Below are 19,758 nucleotides of genomic sequence, written 5' to 3'. Positions count from 1 at the left end.
AAAATCTAATACGGTAAACATGGACGTGACTTTAATGTATAAAACGCCTTTAACACCTTGTATTCCTATGCATTGTGTTAAGGGCATTTATAATTGTATTTTCTTTACAACACCTTGCTATAACTAATCACGCCATAGCCGTGCCAGTCGTCCACATCAGATTTGTACTCTTTGCTGTAAAAGTCGAAGCTCCAGCGCACTGACCAAGTGGGAAAAGCCCAAATGACACCTAGGCTTGCTTGAGCCTGCTGGTTGTTAATTTCAAGCGGCGATTCATAGGGAAGATCACCTTCAATAGTTAAGTCATTAAAGCGGTATCCAGCCTGCATTCTGGCATAGGCCATCCAGCTTCCATATTGATTAGCTGAAGAAGTAAAATCGCCAAAGTGTCCTGCTTGGCTAGATAACTGACCAAATGTTTGGCTTAGCTCATCGCCCCAACGGACAGTTAACCCAAGGCTAGATTGAGAACGAAAGTTACCTGCCATGGTATGGTTAAATACACTCACATCCCATTGGCTATTTTCGAATGCTTGCTGACGAAACAACAATGCCTCCACCTCGTAAGCGACTTGCAACGTCAGCTGATTTTCAATCTGGTAATCCCAGCCTTCAGGCGTCGTCGATGAGGTAATTTTATGTACAAAAGATTGCATGTACTCTGCGCCAGATGCAGGGCCAACAACGCCCAAACTCAGCCAGTTTTTTTGTGCAAGGCTTGAACTAAACACACCGGTATAACTTTCTAACTCTAAAAAGCCAGCATAAGGCCTTTCTTCAGGTTGAGGAAAGTCATAAGCGATTTCAGTAGGCGTCCACATTCGGCTATAAAGCTTTGCCCCACGGTGAACTTGCTGGCTTTGTTGCGGAAATAATAAAGCTGATTGCCATTGAAAAGCTGTAGAAGCAGAGGAGAAATCTTGCTCAGGTGTTGCATGCCACCCCAGTAAAATACCACTAGAGTAATCACCATCTGAACCAATAATCACATCATTATCAAAACTAAAATAAATCTGCTCAGCTGTGGCTTGCGAGGCTACACAGATTAATGACATGACAGCCAATACTGATAGTGGAACAGGTAATTCCTTTAAGTGATGTTGACTCAAATTAACCTCTTTCAGTTCAGTATGTGAATAGCACCAGATAATTCAGTTTAACCGAACATCAGCATCACACAACGTCCTTTGAAATAAAGACTTAATTCAAATAATAGCCATTACTTACTCGCTACCAGCAAATTACAATTAGGCACTTTTACTTATATCATTCGACAGCCGTAACCGAACACTAGCAAACCTCTTAAAATGTATCCCAGCATTAATCACTAACGCTGGGAATACATCAATTATCGTATTTATCAAAAGGCATCTAACTAAAATAAAACCCAATCATCAGACATTCTGATAGGCATTAAAAAAGTCTTTTGCCTCTAGTGGCTTAGAGAAAAAATAACCTTGGACTAAATCCACGCCCTGCACTTTCAAATAGCTAATTTGAGACTCTGTTTCCACCCCTTCAGCAATGACGCTCAAGCCCGACTTTTTGGCAAAAGAGATAATTGCATCTAAGGTTTTCTCATTAAAGTTATCTTTTACACCAATGGTATCGATAAAAGCTTTATCAATTTTAAGGGTACTGATACCTAGGTTTTGCACATAACTAAAACCGCCATATCCCATTCCGGCATCATCAAGCTTTAAATCAACGTCAATGGCATAAAATTTATCTAGCATAGCGCGGGCTTTGGCTAAGTCTGTAATGGGTTGCCGCTCAGTGATTTCTAGCGAAATCCGATGCTTACCTAGCTTCCCAGACTCTTTAAGCGCCTTAATATACAAGTAAAGTTGATCGCTTTCTAAATGCTCAGGAACAATATTAATACTGATAAATAACGGCTTAACTTGTTCGCCAGCTTGTTCAATATCGTCAGCCATAACATCAAGCATCGAATAGGTCATATCTACAATTAACCCATCAGATTCTGCAAAGGGAATAAATTGGTTTGGTGGGATCAACTCTCCACTTGATTGACGCCAGCGCATTAATACTTCAACACCAACGATTTCATTTGTTTGCGTATCAATAACAGGCTGATAAAAAGGGATAAACTCTTTATGTTTGATAGCACTTTTTATGTGAGCTCGAGTTGAACCATAAGACTGTTTCCAAGACCAATAGCCAATTGATAACGCCAACGCCACCACAAAACTAACCAACGCACTATATAGCCAATTTAACGATTTATACTGAGCAAAAAAGTCGTCATTGCCAGACAGGCTAAACTTGGCAATGTAATATTCATTTTTATGAACAACTTCTTCTAAAATGACATGGTCACCTTCAAACTGTTCAAAGCCAAACTCCATTACAGGCACTGCTGCTAACGAGTCATAAATGCCATCAATAGTGATGGTGTACTCTAGGCAATCTTCACAATTTACAGGGATAAAATAACGAGGATTCATTGGCACAATGCTCGCCACATACTGCTTTTTACCTGATTCGTATGATAAGAATAACTCGTGCACATCTGAGTCAATTTGATTGATAACGGCAAGCTTTAAATCAGGACCAATTCGGTGCCTAACTAACTTCTCTACATGACGGGGCATCACTTGCGAACGACAAACAACTTTTAACTGTTCCATTACAGCAAGCCAGCGAATAAATGTGGAGTTAAATACCGACTTAGTCAGCAAATCTTCATTTTGACTGTCGCAAACATAGGTGTCATTAATTGCCGGTAAACTTTTCAGTTCTATTGCAGTATCTTCAATATACATGGTCAATTTTTCAGACAGTATTTGAGCGTCACGCTTAATAAGCATTTCAGCAACTAGCTCATCTAACGCTTTAAAACCAAAAATTAAAACGAAAAAACTCACTATAAATATTGCGCAACATTTCACTCTTTCCATGTGCAATTAGTCCTTTGTAAACGAGCCACTCTTGTTAATTCATCAACAAACTATTTATCAATTTTTACCTAAGCCGAACTCAGCATCATAGCCTTCACAATTGACAGACATCATTTGTTGACTGAATGGATCTTCAAATGTCAGCGACTTGGCGATTAAGCGCAAAGGCTTGGTAAAATCATCGGCAGTTTTGGGTTGCAGACTTGGGTAATTGGTATCATTTTCTAATGGCATACCCAATGACATCATGTGCACTCTAAGTTGATGCATTTTTCCCGTTATAGGACTCAGCTCAAACAAGCCTCTTGAACCATTAACAGCGATTAATCTGATTTCAGAATGCGTATTAGCTTCCCCTTCGGTGATTTTCATCAAAAAGCTCGGTGTTGAACGCACCATACGATTTTTCACAGTCCATTTTAGCGGTAAACTTAACAGCCCTTGCTGGTGCTGAGTTAGAAGTTCGGGAGTAAGCTTTGCAATGGCTTGGTACTGTTTATTAATTTTTCCATCAGTAAACAGGGCATGGTAAGCATGTCGAGATTCTGGATTGACTGTCATTAACATCACTCCAGCTGTTGGTCTATCAAGCCGATGGGCAGGAGAAATCGTATCAATACCCGTTGCAATTCTTAAGCGATGGATTAGACACTCATTGACAAAATTACCACTGGGTGTGACAGGCAAAAAGTGAGGCTTAAAGACTAAAATACAGTGCTCATCTTGATGCAGTACCTTTTGCTGAAACGGTATTTTTGTTTCGCTCTCAACCTCGCGGTAGTAATACACTCGAGTCGCTGGGCGGTACTTTGTTGTTTGCGTTACACGTTCACCATCTGCCCAGTGAACCTTTCCATCAACAACACGTTTTATCCACACTGATTCTGGAATTTGCTTAAAATGAGAAACTAAAAACTCCAGCACAGTTTCCGGCGTTGTTTGAGATTGCGGTAAAACAATATATGAAGGTTGTGCGGCCTTGGCAGCATGTTCAGCAGACATGTAAGATACTATATAGCTACATTTTGATACAGTATACCCAACAAAGCCTTATCAGCTAAAGCAAAAACATGTTTTGGCTTGTCCGCGTTACACATCCACATGAGATTTTAATAATTGCAGTACAAAATCCATGGTCTTATGACAATCGGGTTGTTCAACTAACAGCAGCTTATCTTTATTGTACATAGGTAAGACTTCTAACCAACGCTGACTTACCCAAGTTGCATCTTCAAGATGAACCTGATTGTATAAATCCAGTAAGTCAGGATTAACCTCGTAAAACTGCTCTAGTGCTGCACTGATAATTTCAAACTCTTCACCAATGGGTTCATCTTGCCAATTTTGACAAGGCAGAGTGCGCGCAACCCAACTTTGGTCTCTTAATTGAGCACCAGAAAGTATTTTTACCCGCTGACGTCCTTCCACCACAATACTTAGTGAGTCATCATCTAACTGATGAAAATCGATGATTTCACACTCAGTTGCGGTGTCATAACAAGGCGGGACACAGTTACTTTTACTGGCAGCCAGCGCCAGTCGGTAATGCCCTTTAAGGACATTCGCGACCATAATTAACTGGCTTGGTGTCGCCATTCTAATCTCTTGTCGCCCCCCAGGAAGCAATACAGCCTCTTGGATCAGTAACGCCATTTCTATCGTTTGCATAGCAACCTCCAGACCACAGCGCTTCTCGATTATTCCATTTATAAGGAGGTAAAAACCTCTTAAGAATGCTGCAGAGATAGTAGCCTACTGCTACCAAGGACCAATAAAAATCAACACCTTGTGTTTTAAATTACAAAAATAAGTTTAGCAGTCAAATTAGAGTTTTCCAGCTTTGCCATAGCTAATACAACTTTATGATTAGCCAAGAAAACGTGTTCTCAATTATCAAATCTGCAATTACAACTGATTATTTATTAGACAGGTAAAGGTACGAAATAGTTTCAGTAAATGATCACTATTCGAGCTAAACCGCTGAGGGCGTTTATTAAGTGTAAATTGAGTAAGTTAGAATGGTGAGAGTGATTAACTGTTAATTTGTGATAGCAGAGATAGCTGAAAGGGTCTTGGGTCATTTGTGTCGAAGGGTTAGTTTATATTTCTAAATCTAGATATCGTTATAAATCTAGATATCATTATAAATCAAAGTAGTGGCGCTTCGCCCACACTGTTTGCAAATAATGACCAAAGGGAAACAGCAGCATTTCCCTTTCCAATGTCATCAAAAACGAGATTATCGCCAAACTCTAACTCACCTTCTATAGAAAGACGTTAACCCTTACTCAAAACGCAGTCATTTTTAAAGTCGTTCTACGTGGTCCATTATCGACTGCTTTTCAACAATATCAGCAAACAACTCACCTAGTTGCTCACTGCGCTTCAATGATTCACGCCAATAAGCGATGCGGCTATCGCTATCTAATTGTTTAAAGTCTTCACGATCAGGAATCTTTTGATACGGCAAAGACTGTAGAAACTCGGCTGTAGGCGCCAGAATTAATGCATTGTGATAATGCTTTTTAGCCCGTCGCCATTTTAACGATTTATCAAACCAACCAGGGCTCATGTGCGGATAAAAATGTGGGTATAAACTCAAACCTTCAGGGGTGTGGGTTGGCATATCAAAGTGATAATCAGTAATGCCGCCGTCATAGTAAGCACCATCACTAATACCATTAATACGCTTTACCGGTGCGAGCAATAACGGAATTGAACCCGTCGCTAGCAAGACTTGATTGATGTTATTACGGGTTAACTGCGCATGCTCTGTGGGCAAATCATTTAACTGCGAAAAAGGCGACTTAACCTGCTGATGGCTAAATACGACTCGCTCAAAATGCCAACCTAAGCTTCGACGACTCACTGCATTACTTAACGCTGTTGCCGCAAGTCCCAATGCCAGCTTACCTTTAGAGCGACTAGCATTTAAATGCTTAGCCTTACACACAACAAAATGGCTTTGAATAGTGCGATTATTAACGATATCCATTGCACCGTGTTCGCCTAATATGCCACTGATGATTCGCTCAACTTGTTCTGTTACTTCTTGGCGATTAGGCACATGTTCGTAACGTTGGCCGATATAAAAATCTTCTAAACGAGTATAGGCTGCAAGCGGATCTTTCTGAGCTAAACAGGCTAAGCGCCAAGCACCTGATGATGCACCCATGGTATAAAGAGGGGTTTGCCTGTCAGCGAAAAACTCACCAAACAAATACTTATCAAGCCCAGCAACGCCAATCCATTTGGGGCCACCAGATGCTGCAAATAGCTGAGTGAACATTTGCGGCGTTAAACCATTTTGTTCTATTTGTTGATAAGCGGTTTTACCGGCGAGTAATCGTAATACTGTCACTGCACATCCTGTATTTAAATATCAGCTATAAACCAAGGCTTATGGATCTAACCCCATGAGCTAAAACTTATGGTTAACCCCTTATTGTAGGGAGCCAGTGTAATTTATCTTAACTAAGTTTGTCATAGGGTTAAACCACCTAAGGGTTGAAACCATTATTAACGTAAAGACTAATCTAATCATCAACTCAACTAATCTAATCATCAACTCAACTAATAGCGTCATCAAAGCCATATCAATATGGCACTGTCACAGTGAATAAGTAATAATATTGCATCATCAAAAATCAGAGAACCATTATGGTCGTCGATAGCCTTGCAAACCATTCGCTTTATCACTCACTCAGCCCAAGACTTGCTAAAGCGCTGACTCACATATCTGAAACTGATTTTACCCAAGCCGAAGTAGGAACCTATCCATTAGACGGCAAAGATATTTTTGTTATTGTTAATGATTACCAAACTAAACCGAAACACACAGAGCCTTTTGAAGTCCACCAGCAATATATAGATGTGCAGTATGTGGTTAGCGGTGAAGAAGAATTTGGTTATTTACCTCTTGGCAATCAAACCCCATTAGCGCCCTACCATCAAGCTCACGACTTTACCGAGTTTGATTATGAATCAAATAAGCAAGATGCGGCTTTCATTCCATTAAAAGCGGGTATGTTTGCGCTGTTTTTCCCAGATGATATGCATATGCCTGGCACACTGGATACTGCTAAACCAGTAAGAAAGGTCGTGATAAAAGTGAAGATTTAATCGCGTTTATCGCTGAGTTAATATCATCCATTTAACTCATTTAAACTACCCCACAATATTATGCCTATGAATAAAAGCTGCGGTTGCGTAGCTTTTATTCCTGTCTAATATGAACACATCAAACTTCCCCCCAACGACTCATCACCTATATTTTACTTCTTCATCAAACTGCCACAAAAAAATAACTCATATAAGTCATAGCTTTATAGTCGAACATTATTTCGTACAAAAAACTTGACGAAAAAACACCCAAACGCTCAAAACGTGATCTTGATCAATATTTAAAGAGTGCTAATATAACCGAGAGAAATTAGTTATAACTAAAAGCTATATAACAACTAATCAATAGATGAGTCGCTCCCATGAAGAATAAGTCACCATTAAGCCAGATATATTTAGACGCTAACGCTACAACCCCAGTTTTGCCGCAGGCCGCAGAAGCGGCACTAAACAGTATGAAAGTATTATTTGGCAATCCAAGTAGTAGCCATATTACCGGCCTTAAAGCGAAAGACTTAATGGAACAAACCCGCATCAATGCAAAAAAAGTCATTGGCGCAGATACTGGCAAAGTTATCTTTACTAGCGGAGCAACAGAGGGGATCCAAACTGCAATTATTTCGGCCTTGGTTGAAGCTAAAAAACAGATTGAAGCAGACAAACTCTCTGCTACGCCTCCATGCTATAGCTTGTTATATGGCGCGACAGAACATAAAGCGGTGCCGGAGTCATTAAAACACTGGAATAAAATCTTAGGGATCAATGCCGAAATTAAAGCAATTCCAGTTGATACCTTAGGTAACCTCGATAAGCAGTTCATCGCAAAAGAAGCGCCTAATGCTTTAATGATTTGTACCATGGCTGTAAACAACGAAACTGGCGTGTTTCAAGACTTAGCTGAACTAGACAAGGTGATACGCAGTGCCAACAATGACATTTTTTGGATGGTAGATTGTGTACAAGCACTTGGTAAAACCTCTTTAAATCTTGCTAACACCACAATCGATTATGCCCCTTTCAGTGGCCATAAACTCTATGCACCTAAAGGCATTGGCTTTGTTTATATCCGCCAATCAGCGCCTTTCACCCCTATTATTGCCGGTGGCGGTCAAGAAAGTGGCCTGCGCTCAGGCACCGAAAACTTACCGGGTATGGCTGCGATTAACGTTATTTTCGAGATGCTATTAAATCAACAAGATAGTGCATTTGCCGACATTGATATTCTACGAGGTTATCAAGCTCAATTAGTGGATACCCTAAGAGCAGTTTTCCCAGAGGTGGTGTTTAATCACAACTTTGAAAACAGCGTGCCCACAACCCTGAACTTTGCAATTGCAGGCTTTAGCAGTAAAGAAATCATGGATTTATTTGATGCTGCCAATATCCGTGTCAGTTCAGGCTCCGCTTGTTCATCAAAAGTCACCCGCAGCTTTGTACTCGATGCCATGGGTTTACCAGCATGGCAAAGTGAGTCAGCCATTCGAATGTCATTCGGCCCAGCAATGACTCAAGCACAAGTGGATGAAGCATGTGCGCGCATCACTTCAGCAGCAAAAGCATTAACCCATAGCTGCATGATTTTAGACAGTGGTGAAATTAATGAAAAACAACCTCTCGATGGATTAGTTCAGCTGCGCTCAGGCTCAAATTGCACTTGGGTTTATGCTGACCAGCAAAGCAAACAAGCCTTCATTATCGATCCATTGCCAGAAATTAACGATCGTTTAGATACTTTATTGCAATGCCAGCAATTAGAGTTAGTGGCGATTATTGACACTCATGGCCACGCCGATCATCAATCGGGACGCACTTTCCTTGCAGACAAACATCTCCCAACCCAACAAACAGATGCCTTAGGTTGGCCACAAGATTGCCAACAGTTCAGTCAACTGCAGTACATCAATATCGGTAAGCAATGGTTAGTTAAGGTTGCTACGCCGGGTCACACCGATGACAGCATGTCATTACTACTGTGTAACCCATTCGATAATGAACAAGACATTAGCCAGCAGTGCCAATTCGCATTTTGTGGCGATACAATTTTAATGGGTAGCTTAGGCCGTACTAACTTTGACTCAAGTAGCGCGGCTTCAATGTTCTTAAGCCTTAAAAAACTCCACTCGTTGATCGGCGATCAAACCTTGATCTGCGCAAGCCATGATTACAATAACGAATTCACCACCCATCTCAGTGCAGAATGTGCTCGAAACCTGTTATTGGCAAACACCCTTAACGGCAGCCTTAACCTTACACAATTTAAAGTGCAAAAGGCACAATTAGACAGCCACTTGTGCGACCAAAGCGGCAGCGAAATTATGTGCGGTGCATTAACTGAGAGCCAATTAACAGGACAACCGATTGTTGAATACAATCATCAAAGCCTGAATGATGCCTTACAGCAAGAAAACGTCACCTTAATTGATATTCGTGAGCCTCACGAATATGCGCTACAACACACTGAAGACTCCAGTGAAAACGTACCACTCACCCGCTTAGTCCAGTTTATTCAACAGCAGCAAACTCAAAAGCACCATAAATGGGTATTAGTTTGCCGCAGTGGCAGCCGATCCTTAGTTGCAGCACAAGCCATGTACCGATTAGGTTTCGATAACGTTGCACACCTTAAAGGTGGATATGCGTTAAGTAGCTGATAGAAATTTAATTGCAGAAACCAAGGTTTCAGCTCTATTTGGAGTTGAAGCCTTTTTTGTATCAGGAATTAAGCGTTTGATACGAGATTAACTCTGCGATTTACTCCCTACGTCTTGCTACATCACTTAATCTTACTGAACTAAACCATACTGAATCATATCCTCAGTTCATTCATAAACTTCACTTGGCATTAAGTCATGGTGTTTCGTCTTAACCTGACGCAAGATAGGCACAACTCAATCAATATTGGAGAGATAAATGCCCCATTGTATCGTCGAACATGCAGCTCAATTTGATGGCCAAGCACTAGTGAAATTAGTACACCAAGGTGCTTTAACATCAGGGTTATTTCAAGCACAAGGCAGTGATATTAAAGTAAGAGCCATTGCTTATTCTGAATTTAAAACTGGTTGTGTTGATATCGGCTTTGTCCATGTGACGATGAAAATCTTATCAGGCAGAAATGAAGAGCAAAAATCGATGCTAACCCAGCAGGTGTTAACCCAATTACAAACCTTGATTAAGGTGGATTGCTCTTTGTCAGTTGAAGTGGTGGATATTGACCGAGAAACGTATTCAAAAGTGGTTGTTTAACAACCGGGCTTATTTGTCAGTATTTTCAAGGAATGGTTTACATGCCTCATGTAGAAATTAAGTATTCAGATAATTTACAATTCAGCGTAACAAGCATGTTTGATGAGATTGAAGAAATCATTAACCACAAAGACGCCAGTGCTGGCGTTTGTAAATCAAGAGCTTACCCTTGCTCTAAGTATAAACATACTCATATTCTTGTCACAGTATCTTTACTCACTAAACCACATCGAGACGAGCAGTTTACTAGGGAATTAAGCGCAGAGCTTGAACAAGCAATTAAACACCATCTAAAACAAAGTGTGTATTTTTCATTAAATATCGAATACAGCGGAGCATATTACACCACCAATGTTCATCATGTTGATGAAGAGACTTTAGATAGCTAAGTAAACTTAATTGCCAAACTTGGTTTTGAAAAACGGCGTGATTCATTCAATTCATTCCAACCCAATTAAATCCAAAGAGAAAGTGCAGCCGCTTCACTTATTCAAGAGCCCTACTTACTTTAGGGCTCTAGCCGTTTATTATGAATTAATCTGTAGTCACAGTATCCAATACTATTAGCTATCACCACTCAAACCAATATTTTACTTAATAAAATCAATTGTTAATAAATTTACGTTTATATATTTTACTCTCCATAATTTCATTGAGCACATATTGTATTACTCACTTTTAAAACGAAAAACTCATAAAGATATTTCGAATATCAGCTCATAGCTGTTAACATAATTGTATCAATCAAGAAAAGGGAATTATCTAAGTCTTCGCTCAGTGAAGTCTTTTAAATGGATTTAATAATGAAAAAACTACTCACTTTATTGTTAGTATTATTGCCGTTTGCCACTCAAGCAGACTTTGATACTAAAGACACCATCTACGTTGACTTACTCACCAGCAAAAACCTACAAGAAGTAAAATTAGGTGCTAAAGCATTGCACCACAGCTTGCCTGAAAATATTCAGCTATGGGATTTAGCAGCCTTTACACTTTGGTCGATGAACCAAAATGGTGATAAAGAACACGATGAATTTGACGACACAATATCATGGTTAGCAAAAGCTATTGGTGAAAGCCAAAACGCAAGGTATCGAACACTATTAACCGAGCAAAATAGCAATGAAGCGTCACGGAAGGTGAAGAAGTATTTCAAAAGTGCAATCAAAGCCCTTAACAAAGACGATGTCCCACAATTTCAACCTCAAGAGTTTGAGCTAGCGTCTATCAAAGTGCTCCCCAACACCGTTACCCCAACCCTTGCTAACTTTGAGATGATAGCCCAAGGAGCCACATTAGACACTGTCATCACAACCCTTGGTAAACCAGATGGTGTAGGCCAATATCTTCGTAGTTATCGACGTCCATTTATTGGTCGTCAAACCTTTCACAATCTTAGGCTTTCTTATATCAACTTAGGCTCTATGGAGCTTAAATATGAAAAAACAGAATGGGTGGTTGATTTAATCTCTATTCAAACCAGCCTTGATATTTCAGGGGTTGCAGATCAATACCGAGACTTATTATCCAGACTTGTGAGTAATGATGTCACTCAAATTAGAGCTGCTGCTAGGGAGGCGATTAAATTGCCATTGCAAGATGAACAAAGCCTTGATCATATTGCCCAGTACATTTGGAATGCTCAAAACACCCAAGACAAACAATTTGCCGACTCTTTAGCTTGGTTATGCAAAGTATTGAGTAATAGCGGTAATGGGCGCTATAAGGAAATGCTACAGACATTATCTCAAAAACCGCTACATTCTAAGATTACGCGATATGCCGCAAAATCAGCTAAGTCATTAACCAGCACAGAACCATTTTTTACTCCTGCTATTCAAGTTAAAGGCGCTGACAGCAGCAAGACAGACAATTTATAAACTTATAATTTTAAAATATAAACTCACTTTGGGTACTCATGTTTATCAAAGACATGAGTACCTGCACGCTAATCGAATTAAATGGCGCGCATTACACGGTTAAAGTTCATCAAATTAGTGAAAATGATACTTTCCTGCTTCGTTTGAGTTAGCGTCGTGAGACTTCGCCCACACCAGACTAAAAGGGAGAGAACTGCGACTCCCTCTTTCTTTATACTAAGAGCTACGCCCGCAGCAACGGAGAATCATCCAGCGTTAACCTTCCTTTGCGGCAAGCTGTAAAAATCACTAACGCTTACGATGGGGCATCTTGTTGGTGCTTTCAAACACCGTTTGGATTAACGTCAACGTCGTGGCGCTTCGCCCACACCAAACTAAAAGGGAGTGAACTGCGACTCCCTCTTTCTTTTTACTAAGAGCTACGCCCCGCAGCTCCGGCGAAATAATCTGAGAAGCGATTATTTCCAACGGAGAATCATCCAGCGTTAACCTTCCTTTGCAGCCAGCTTTGGCAAGCTGTAAAAATCACTAACACTTACGATGGGGCGTACCTTCCCCTCGAAAGCTAGCCAGAATCTTAAGTACAGGATGTACTAAATGCCTTGAAGCACATGGATGTGCGAGAAAGGCCATTTCTGGACTCACGCAATTTTCTTGCTTGCCTCAATTCAAATTAAACATTCAAATAAATGCCAAAGAGAAAGGACTTAATCTCAACAACTCTTATGGTTTTAATCTCAAAAATGACAAACGAACCTGCGGGCTCAATAGACTCCGTTGGAAGTGTCCGAATGCGGTGAGCTAATTTGCGTGATGGAGGCAGGTCATTCTCGTGCATCCATGCACTTCATTACATTCAGGCATCCTGCCTATCGACGCCGACATAGCCTCAGTTGAGCCATGGATGGCGAATCTGAGGCGATAGCAAATTCGCTCTGTAGCATGAGGAACAACACTTCGTCGGAGCGGCAAGGCTCTTATGAAAATCAGCGAAAAGGGAAATGCTGTTGTTTCCCTTTCGTCGGGTGTGGGCGAAGCGCCACGACTTTATTTCTTATTTCCATACTTACAAATTTCCAAACTTTGTTTGGATTAACATCGTGGGTTTTCCACCCACACCCGACCAAAAGGGAGTGAACGGCAACTCCCTCTTGGAACACCCACCCGCTCCAACGAAATAATCTGAAAAACGATTATTTCCAATGGAGTATTCTATAGCTTTAACCTTCATTTGTAGCCAGCTTCGGTAATCTACAAAAATCACTAACGCATTCGATGGGGCGTCCCTTCCCCTCGAAAGCTAGCTGGCCATCCATGGCCAGACTCACGCAATTTTCTTGCTCACCTCAATTCAAATTGAACATTCAAATCTATACAAGATTTTAAGTTTACCTAGCTAAGAGTAATAAACCTGCGGGCACAAAGAACCCCATTGAAATTGCTGAAATGCGTTGAAGAAAATAGCGTAAGCCTGACAGGACGTCAGGCTAGCTTTAGTAGGCCATGGATGGCCTGTCTAAAGCGTTAGCTATTTTCGAATAAGCATGAGGCTTACTCGCTTTGAAAGAGTAATTTCGTTGGGGCGGCAAGGGATATCGAAAAGGGAAATCCTGTTGTTTCCCTTTCGTCTGGTGTGGGCGAAGCACCACGACTTTGGCAACCGTAGGTTGTATCAATTTGAAGAGTCCACAATTTAAAAGCTCTAAGTAGCACACTAAACAAAAAGGCTGTAAGTTAATAAATAAATCTTACTTTGATCTCTATAATGTCCGGTAAACATTACTGAGTATTCCGTGTATCGAGCTGCTTTCTCTATAAGGATATTTTCATATGCACGGCACTTGTAAGTTATGTAAAAAAGATACGAAATTAGAATTGAGCCATTTCATTCCGAAATTCATAGGGAAGTGGCTCAAAAAAACATCCATAACTGGCTACTTCAGAGAAGGGAATCAAATAAATAAGCGACAGCAAGATATTGCAAAAGACTATTGGTTATGTGGGGAGTGTGAAGACTTATTTTCTAACTGGGAACGGGAGTTTTCAATTAAGATTTTCCATCCATATATGAATGATTCAAATTTAGTTACTACATATGGCGCGTGGTTATCTAAATTTACAGCTTCTTTGTCATGGCGAACACTTACGTATATTCGTGGAAAAAATATTAATGAACCTAAGCCAAAAGACTACTTAGATACTATTTCAAAAGCTGAGCATGGACTAGCAAAGTTTTTGCTTGGTGAGTCGTCCAATTTATATGAGTATGAGCAGCATCTATATCCACTTGATGTAATTGGATCTACTTCAATTCAAGACCTTCCGACCAACATTAATAGGTATTTTCTTCGAACCATAGCAATGGATATCGTTGGCAACTCAAATGGTATTTATATTTATACTAAATTGCCTTCGTTCATTATTATTGGTGTAATCAAAACAAAGCAATCGAAAGAAATGCGAGCAAGTCGAATTAGTATTAGTGGTGGAAAAATATCACCAAGGACGTTCACTTTTCCTGAAGGTTTTGATGGTTATATAATTGATTCAGCAAATAAAGTATCTGACACCTATAATCAAATCCCGAAAGAACAACTAGCTAAAATTGATAAGTATGTAATCGATAATTCAGAGAAAGTAACTGAATCCAAGCTTTTCGAAGCTATCGTACACGACTACCAAAGATTTGGGCAAAAATCATTCAGAAAATAAACAATTTAAGAATAGTTCCTTCAATCATATCCCTGTTCTTAACCAAGGTTTTCTATATAGTCTGAACCTAAAAACTCCACTCATAAAAAAAACCAGCCACTTTTCCAAGTAGGCTGGTTTTTTAATCGTGATTATTAAGCCAACGGCTTAATAATCAATTACCCTTGTGGGCGCATTGCTGGGAATAAGATCACGTCACGGATAGTATGAGTGTTAGTGAACAACATCACTAAACGATCGATACCAATACCTTGACCTGCAGTTGGTGGTAAACCGTGCTCTAGTGCTGTGATGTAATCAGCATCGTAGAACATTGCTTCGTCATCACCTGCATCTTTAGCATCAACTTGCGCTTTAAAGCGGTTGTCTTGATCTTCAGCATCGTTAAGCTCAGAGAAACCATTCGCGACTTCACGGCCGCCGATAAAGAACTCGAAACGGTCGGTGATGAAATGGTTTTCATCGTTACGACGTGCAAGTGGTGAAATATCTGCAGGGTAACCCGTAATGAACGTAGGTTGCATTAACTGTGGCTCTGCCGTTTCACCAAAGATTTCTTCAAGTAGTTGGCCACAAGTCCAGAATTTCTCGATTGTCATGCCAATGCTTTTCGCAAGGTTACGCATAAACTCAACGTCTTTAACTTCTTCGTAAGTCATAGACTGAATCGTTTCGTTATCTGGGTTGTACTTCTTAATCGCATCTAACATGCTTAAACGTGCGTATGGGCCACCAAAATCAACAGTATGCTCGCCGTACGGAAGTTGTGGAGAACCACAAAGTTCAGTTGCGATAGAGCTTAGCATTTCTTCAGTTAAGTCCATTAGGTCGTTGAAATCAGCGTATGCCATATAGAATTCCATCATAGTGAATTCTGGGTTATGACGTGGCGATAAACCTTCGTTACGGAAGTTACGGTTGATTTCGAATACTCGCTCAAAACCACCAACCACTAGACGCTTAAGGTAAAGCTCTGGCGCAATACGTAAATACATTGCGATGTCTAAAGCGTTGTGATGCGTTTCGAATGGACGGGCTGAAGCGCCACCAGGGATGCTGTGCATCATTGGGGTTTCAACTTCCATGAATTCTTTTTTCACCATGAAGTTACGGATAGCCGAAACCACTTTTGAACGCATGACGAAAGCTTCACGTGACTCTTCGTTAACGATTAAGTCAACATAACGCTGACGGTAACGCGTTTCTTGGTCAGTTAGGCCGTGGAATTTTTCAGGTAGCGGACGCAATGCTTTCGTTAGCAATTGGTACTGCTCCATGTTCACGTATAAGTCGCCTTTACCAGAAAGGTGAAGCTTACCTGTAACACCAATGATGTCACCGATGTCTAAACCTTGGAAAGTAGCTTTAAGATCTTTTTGAACATCTTTACCTGCATAAGCTTGAATGCGACCAGATACATCTTGAATAACCAAGAATGGGCCACGCTTAGCCATGACTCGACCGGCGATTGAACGATTAACGTCCATGCCTTCTAGCTCTTCTTTAGTGTGATGTCCGTATTCAGCTTGAATATCTGCAGCCTTGTGTTTTCGATCGAAGTTGTTCGGGTGACCGTTTGCAGGGCAGTTTTCGCGGATGTGATCTAACTTCGCGCGGCGTTCTGCAATTAACTTGTTCTCATCTTGTGTTTGTTCAGTCATCTTCTTCTCTCGTTAAAGGCCAGATTTAAGGCTAGCTTCTATAAACTTGTCCAAATCGCCATCTAGGACGCTTTGGGTATTTCGGTTTTCGACACCGGTACGTAAATCTTTAATACGGGCATCATCAAGCACGTATGAACGGATTTGACTGCCCCAACCAATATCTGATTTGGCGTCTTCCGCGGCTTGCTTATCAGCATTCTGTTTAAGCATTTCTAACTCAAACAGTTTAGCTTTTAATTGTTTCATTGCAGCGTCACGGTTCTTATGTTGCGAACGATCATTTTGACACTGCACGACGGTATTCGTCGGTAAATGGGTAATACGAATTGCAGATTCAGTTTTGTTGACGTGCTGACCACCAGCACCTGATGCACGGTAGGTATCGACACGTAAATCTGATGGATTAATATCAATCTCAATCGAGTCATCAATCTCTGGGTAAACAAATACCGAACAGAATGAGGTGTGACGCTTACCTGACGAATCAAACGGTGACTTACGCACTAAACGGTGTACACCGGTTTCTGTACGCAGTGAACCAAAAGCATATTCGCCATTAAACTTGATGGTTGCACCTTTAATACCGGCCACATCACCATCAGTCACTTCCATCAATTCAGGTTTATAATCATGGGCTTCGCCCCAACGTAAATACATACGTAAGATCATGTTTGCCCAGTCTTGGGCTTCTGTACCGCCCGAACCTGACTGAATATCTAAATAGCAGTTTGCTGCATCATGGGGACCTGAGAACATACGGCGAAACTCAAGTTCCTCTAAACGTTTCTCAAGACCGTCAAGCTCTTCACTGGCATCATTGAAGGTTTCTTCATCGTCTTCTTCAATGGCAAGTTCAAGTAATCCTTCAATATCTTCAAGACCACTGTCCATGTCATCAATCGTTTTTACAACGGCTTCTAACGATGAACGTTCTTTACCTAGTGCTTGGGCATTATCTGGATCATTCCATACTTCGGCACTTTCTAACTCACGGGTGACTTCTTCTAAACGCTCTTGCTTAGCAGCGTAGTCAAAGATACCCCCGAAGAAGTTCGGTGCGGTCAGCGAGTTCCTTGATTTTGAATTTAACTGGATTTACTTCAAACATGATGATTTCTACTTTATGGAAATTTAGATTGCTGCAAACCGAGTATTCTAACCTATCGCTAGCGCTAAACCTAGGTCGTTTTAATGACTTTTTGTCACTTTAGTTGGCCATGATTACAATCAAGTAAGTTGAATAAGTTTGATGAACACATTAACTGACCTTTTATGAATTAATTAGACATAAAAAAGAGCCAAGCAACAAACGTTGCAATGGCTCTTTTATCTCAGTAAATACAATCAAATTAACTCACTGTTGGGCTTTATAATTCAATAATGGATTTACACCTTAAATTGACTCACCAATGTCGATAAGTAATCTCCAGAGCTTGCTACAGAAGTACTGATCTCTGCTGCTTGCTGGCTAGATGACAGCAGCTCATTAACGATTTCTTGCACAGAGGTAATATTGCGATTAATTTCTTCCGTTACTGAGCTTTGCTCAGTTGCCGCTGTAGCAATTTGAGTGCTCATATCGTTAATGCTAGTAACAGATGATGTTACCGCGCCAAGGCTTTCCGATATCGCTTTTGACGAATCCACTGAGCGCACACCGCTTTTCTGACTTTGCTCCATTGCTTCAACCGCCTGACTGACTAACTTGTGCAGCTCAGATAGCATCTCATTAATCTCAACCGTACTGGCTTGGGTGCGACTAGCCAGGCTACGCACTTCATCAGCTACTACCGCAAAACCGCGCCCTTGCTCGCCCGCTCTTGCAGCTTCAATCGCTGCATTTAACGCCAGCAAATTAGTTTGCTCCGCAATGCCGCCAATCACAGATAACACTGAATTGATCTTTTTAGATTGCTCACTTAAAGATTCAATATTGTCAGCTGCGCTATCGATTTGGCTCATGAGTTGCGACACTTCATTCAATGAAATATCCACACATTCTTGCGCCTTTAACACATAGTCAGAGGCATCTTCAGTGGCTTCAGCAACACTATTTGTGTTTTGCGCTACATCATTAGCAGTCGCCGACATTTCAGTGATTGCTGTGACGATTTGATCGACTTCACTGTTATGACTATAGAGCTGGTTCGAGATAGTCACCGTTTGATCGTTAATCGTTTTCGCCGCGCCTTTTACTTCGTCGGTCGCACCCGACACTTCAGTGATAATAGCTTGTAGCTTTTCAACAAACAGATTAAATGCTAAGCCTAACTGGGCAATTTCATCACTGCCATTTACGTCTAATCTTTGGGTTAAATCTCCGTCGCCATTGGCAATATCATTCAATGAATGAGCCATATTTTGAATCGGCTGCACCATACGATGCGCAACGACAATTAACGACACTGCGGTGATGGCGCCTAATATTGAAGTCAGCAACAAGAATGATAATAAACTTGCGTTCATTTCCTCTTGTTTAGTGGTCTCAAAATTGGCAATCACATCTTCAATATCATCAATGTATGCACCTGAACCTAGCATCCAATTCGTGCCTGGGATCATAACGGCATAGCCCAACTTTTCAGTTAAGCCTTGGGTATTGGGTTTTTGGTAGTAATAAGAAAAATTACCTTCGCCAGAGCGTGCTGCGTTCAATAAACCCACAATGATCTTGGTGCCATTAGGGTCAGTCATATCAATTTTATTTTGCCCCTCAAGCTGAGGTTGCATCGGATGAAAGATATTGACACCCGCATCATCGTAGATAAAAAAGTAACCCGCACTACCAAAGCGCAGATCTCTCAACGCTTGGTTAACATTACCTTGAGATCCTAAATTTATTTGGTACTCAACAACACCTTGAGCAATTTCGACAGCTTCTTTGAGTTGATTTTTACGCTCTAACACTAACTCATGACGGAAATCATTAATGTCATTATTTAAAGACTTTTGCTCACTGATATAGAACAGCACTAACACTAGAGTGAGAATGACAAAAAGTGGAATAAGAGACAGTGCGAGCAGCTTATTTCGAAGGGATAAACGCAGCATATAACTTACCTTACTAAGTTGAAAACTTTTAAAGTATATATGTCACACCCGAATTAATTACATAAATACAACAATAAACAAAAGTTGATCACAAACATCTCTTAAGTGTGATACAGATTAGCGAACCATTAACTACAAAACATTAATATCATGCCGCTAATA

Annotated in this window: 14 protein-coding genes; 6 read left to right on the top strand and 8 right to left on the bottom strand. The window is 40.7% G+C overall.

Annotated features, from left to right (window positions below; all coding sequences use genetic code 11):
• Window positions 1–104: 104 nt before the first annotated feature.
• From QPX86_RS03360 to QPX86_RS03340, 5 genes are all read right to left on the bottom strand, one after another.
• On the bottom strand, window positions 105–1,109 hold the full coding sequence (locus tag QPX86_RS03360) for a lipid A deacylase LpxR family protein (RefSeq protein ID WP_285164177.1): 1,005 nt from the start codon (window positions 1,107–1,109) through the stop codon (window positions 105–107).
• A gap of 285 nt (window positions 1,110–1,394) precedes the next feature.
• Window positions 1,395–2,921, bottom strand: coding sequence for an EAL domain-containing protein (locus QPX86_RS03355; RefSeq protein WP_285164176.1), 1,527 nt, complete (start codon window positions 2,919–2,921; stop codon window positions 1,395–1,397).
• A gap of 57 nt (window positions 2,922–2,978) precedes the next feature.
• The gene (locus QPX86_RS03350) at window positions 2,979–3,923 is read right to left on the bottom strand and encodes a pseudouridine synthase (RefSeq protein WP_285164174.1); all 945 of its coding nucleotides are present in this window, start codon (window positions 3,921–3,923) and stop codon (window positions 2,979–2,981) included.
• A gap of 87 nt (window positions 3,924–4,010) precedes the next feature.
• The gene (locus tag QPX86_RS03345; RefSeq protein WP_220752305.1) at window positions 4,011–4,589 is read right to left on the bottom strand and encodes an LON peptidase substrate-binding domain-containing protein; all 579 of its coding nucleotides are present in this window, start codon (window positions 4,587–4,589) and stop codon (window positions 4,011–4,013) included.
• A 637-nt stretch (window positions 4,590–5,226) separates the two neighbouring features.
• Window positions 5,227–6,282, bottom strand: a complete 1,056-nt coding sequence (locus tag QPX86_RS03340) for a patatin-like phospholipase domain-containing protein (protein WP_285164172.1) — start codon at window positions 6,280–6,282, stop codon at window positions 5,227–5,229.
• A gap of 299 nt (window positions 6,283–6,581) precedes the next feature.
• Here QPX86_RS03340 and QPX86_RS03335 point away from each other — a divergent pair, with 299 nt between their 5' ends.
• The 6 genes from QPX86_RS03335 to QPX86_RS03310 all read left to right on the top strand — a co-directional run bounded on the left by QPX86_RS03335 (window position 6,582) and on the right by QPX86_RS03310 (window position 14,881).
• Window positions 6,582–7,043: a YhcH/YjgK/YiaL family protein gene (locus QPX86_RS03335; protein WP_285164170.1), complete on the top strand. Its 462-nt coding sequence runs from the start codon at window positions 6,582–6,584 to the stop codon at window positions 7,041–7,043.
• 362 nt (window positions 7,044–7,405) lie between these two features.
• Complete coding sequence (locus QPX86_RS03330; RefSeq protein ID WP_285164169.1) at window positions 7,406–9,694, top strand: aminotransferase class V-fold PLP-dependent enzyme; 2,289 nt, start codon at window positions 7,406–7,408, stop codon at window positions 9,692–9,694.
• 259 nt (window positions 9,695–9,953) lie between these two features.
• The gene (locus QPX86_RS03325; protein WP_220752298.1) at window positions 9,954–10,289 is read left to right on the top strand and encodes a 5-carboxymethyl-2-hydroxymuconate Delta-isomerase; all 336 of its coding nucleotides are present in this window, start codon (window positions 9,954–9,956) and stop codon (window positions 10,287–10,289) included.
• Window positions 10,290–10,330: 41 nt separating this feature from the next.
• A complete protein-coding gene (locus QPX86_RS03320; RefSeq protein ID WP_285164166.1) occupies window positions 10,331–10,678 on the top strand; it encodes a tautomerase family protein in 348 nt (115 codons plus the stop codon).
• A gap of 414 nt (window positions 10,679–11,092) precedes the next feature.
• On the top strand, window positions 11,093–12,169 hold the full coding sequence (locus QPX86_RS03315; RefSeq protein WP_220752294.1) for a hypothetical protein: 1,077 nt from the start codon (window positions 11,093–11,095) through the stop codon (window positions 12,167–12,169).
• A gap of 1,830 nt (window positions 12,170–13,999) precedes the next feature.
• Complete coding sequence (locus QPX86_RS03310) at window positions 14,000–14,881, top strand: hypothetical protein (protein ID WP_285164164.1); 882 nt, start codon at window positions 14,000–14,002, stop codon at window positions 14,879–14,881.
• 158 nt (window positions 14,882–15,039) lie between these two features.
• Here QPX86_RS03310 and lysS read toward each other — a convergent pair whose 3' ends face one another.
• The 3 genes from lysS to QPX86_RS03295 form a co-directional block, all read right to left on the bottom strand.
• Window positions 15,040–16,542: a lysine--tRNA ligase gene (gene lysS, locus QPX86_RS03305; protein ID WP_220752291.1), complete on the bottom strand. Its 1,503-nt coding sequence runs from the start codon at window positions 16,540–16,542 to the stop codon at window positions 15,040–15,042.
• Between the two features lie 12 nt (window positions 16,543–16,554).
• Window positions 16,555–17,653 (bottom strand): peptide chain release factor 2 gene (gene prfB, locus QPX86_RS03300; protein WP_220752289.1). Its coding sequence is split into 2 segments (ribosomal slippage): window positions 16,555–17,577 and window positions 17,579–17,653, totalling 1,098 coding nucleotides; the frame shifts between segments, so codons are not numbered across the junction.
• A gap of 278 nt (window positions 17,654–17,931) precedes the next feature.
• Window positions 17,932–19,596, bottom strand: a complete 1,665-nt coding sequence (locus tag QPX86_RS03295) for a methyl-accepting chemotaxis protein (protein ID WP_285164163.1) — start codon at window positions 19,594–19,596, stop codon at window positions 17,932–17,934.
• Between the last annotated feature and the right edge of the window lie 162 nt (window positions 19,597–19,758).

The sequence above is a fragment of the Shewanella goraebulensis genome (genome assembly GCF_030252245.1).
In the GTDB taxonomy this organism is placed as follows: domain Bacteria; phylum Pseudomonadota; class Gammaproteobacteria; order Enterobacterales; family Shewanellaceae; genus Shewanella; species Shewanella goraebulensis.
This window is presented reverse-complemented; position numbering and strand designations above follow the sequence as displayed.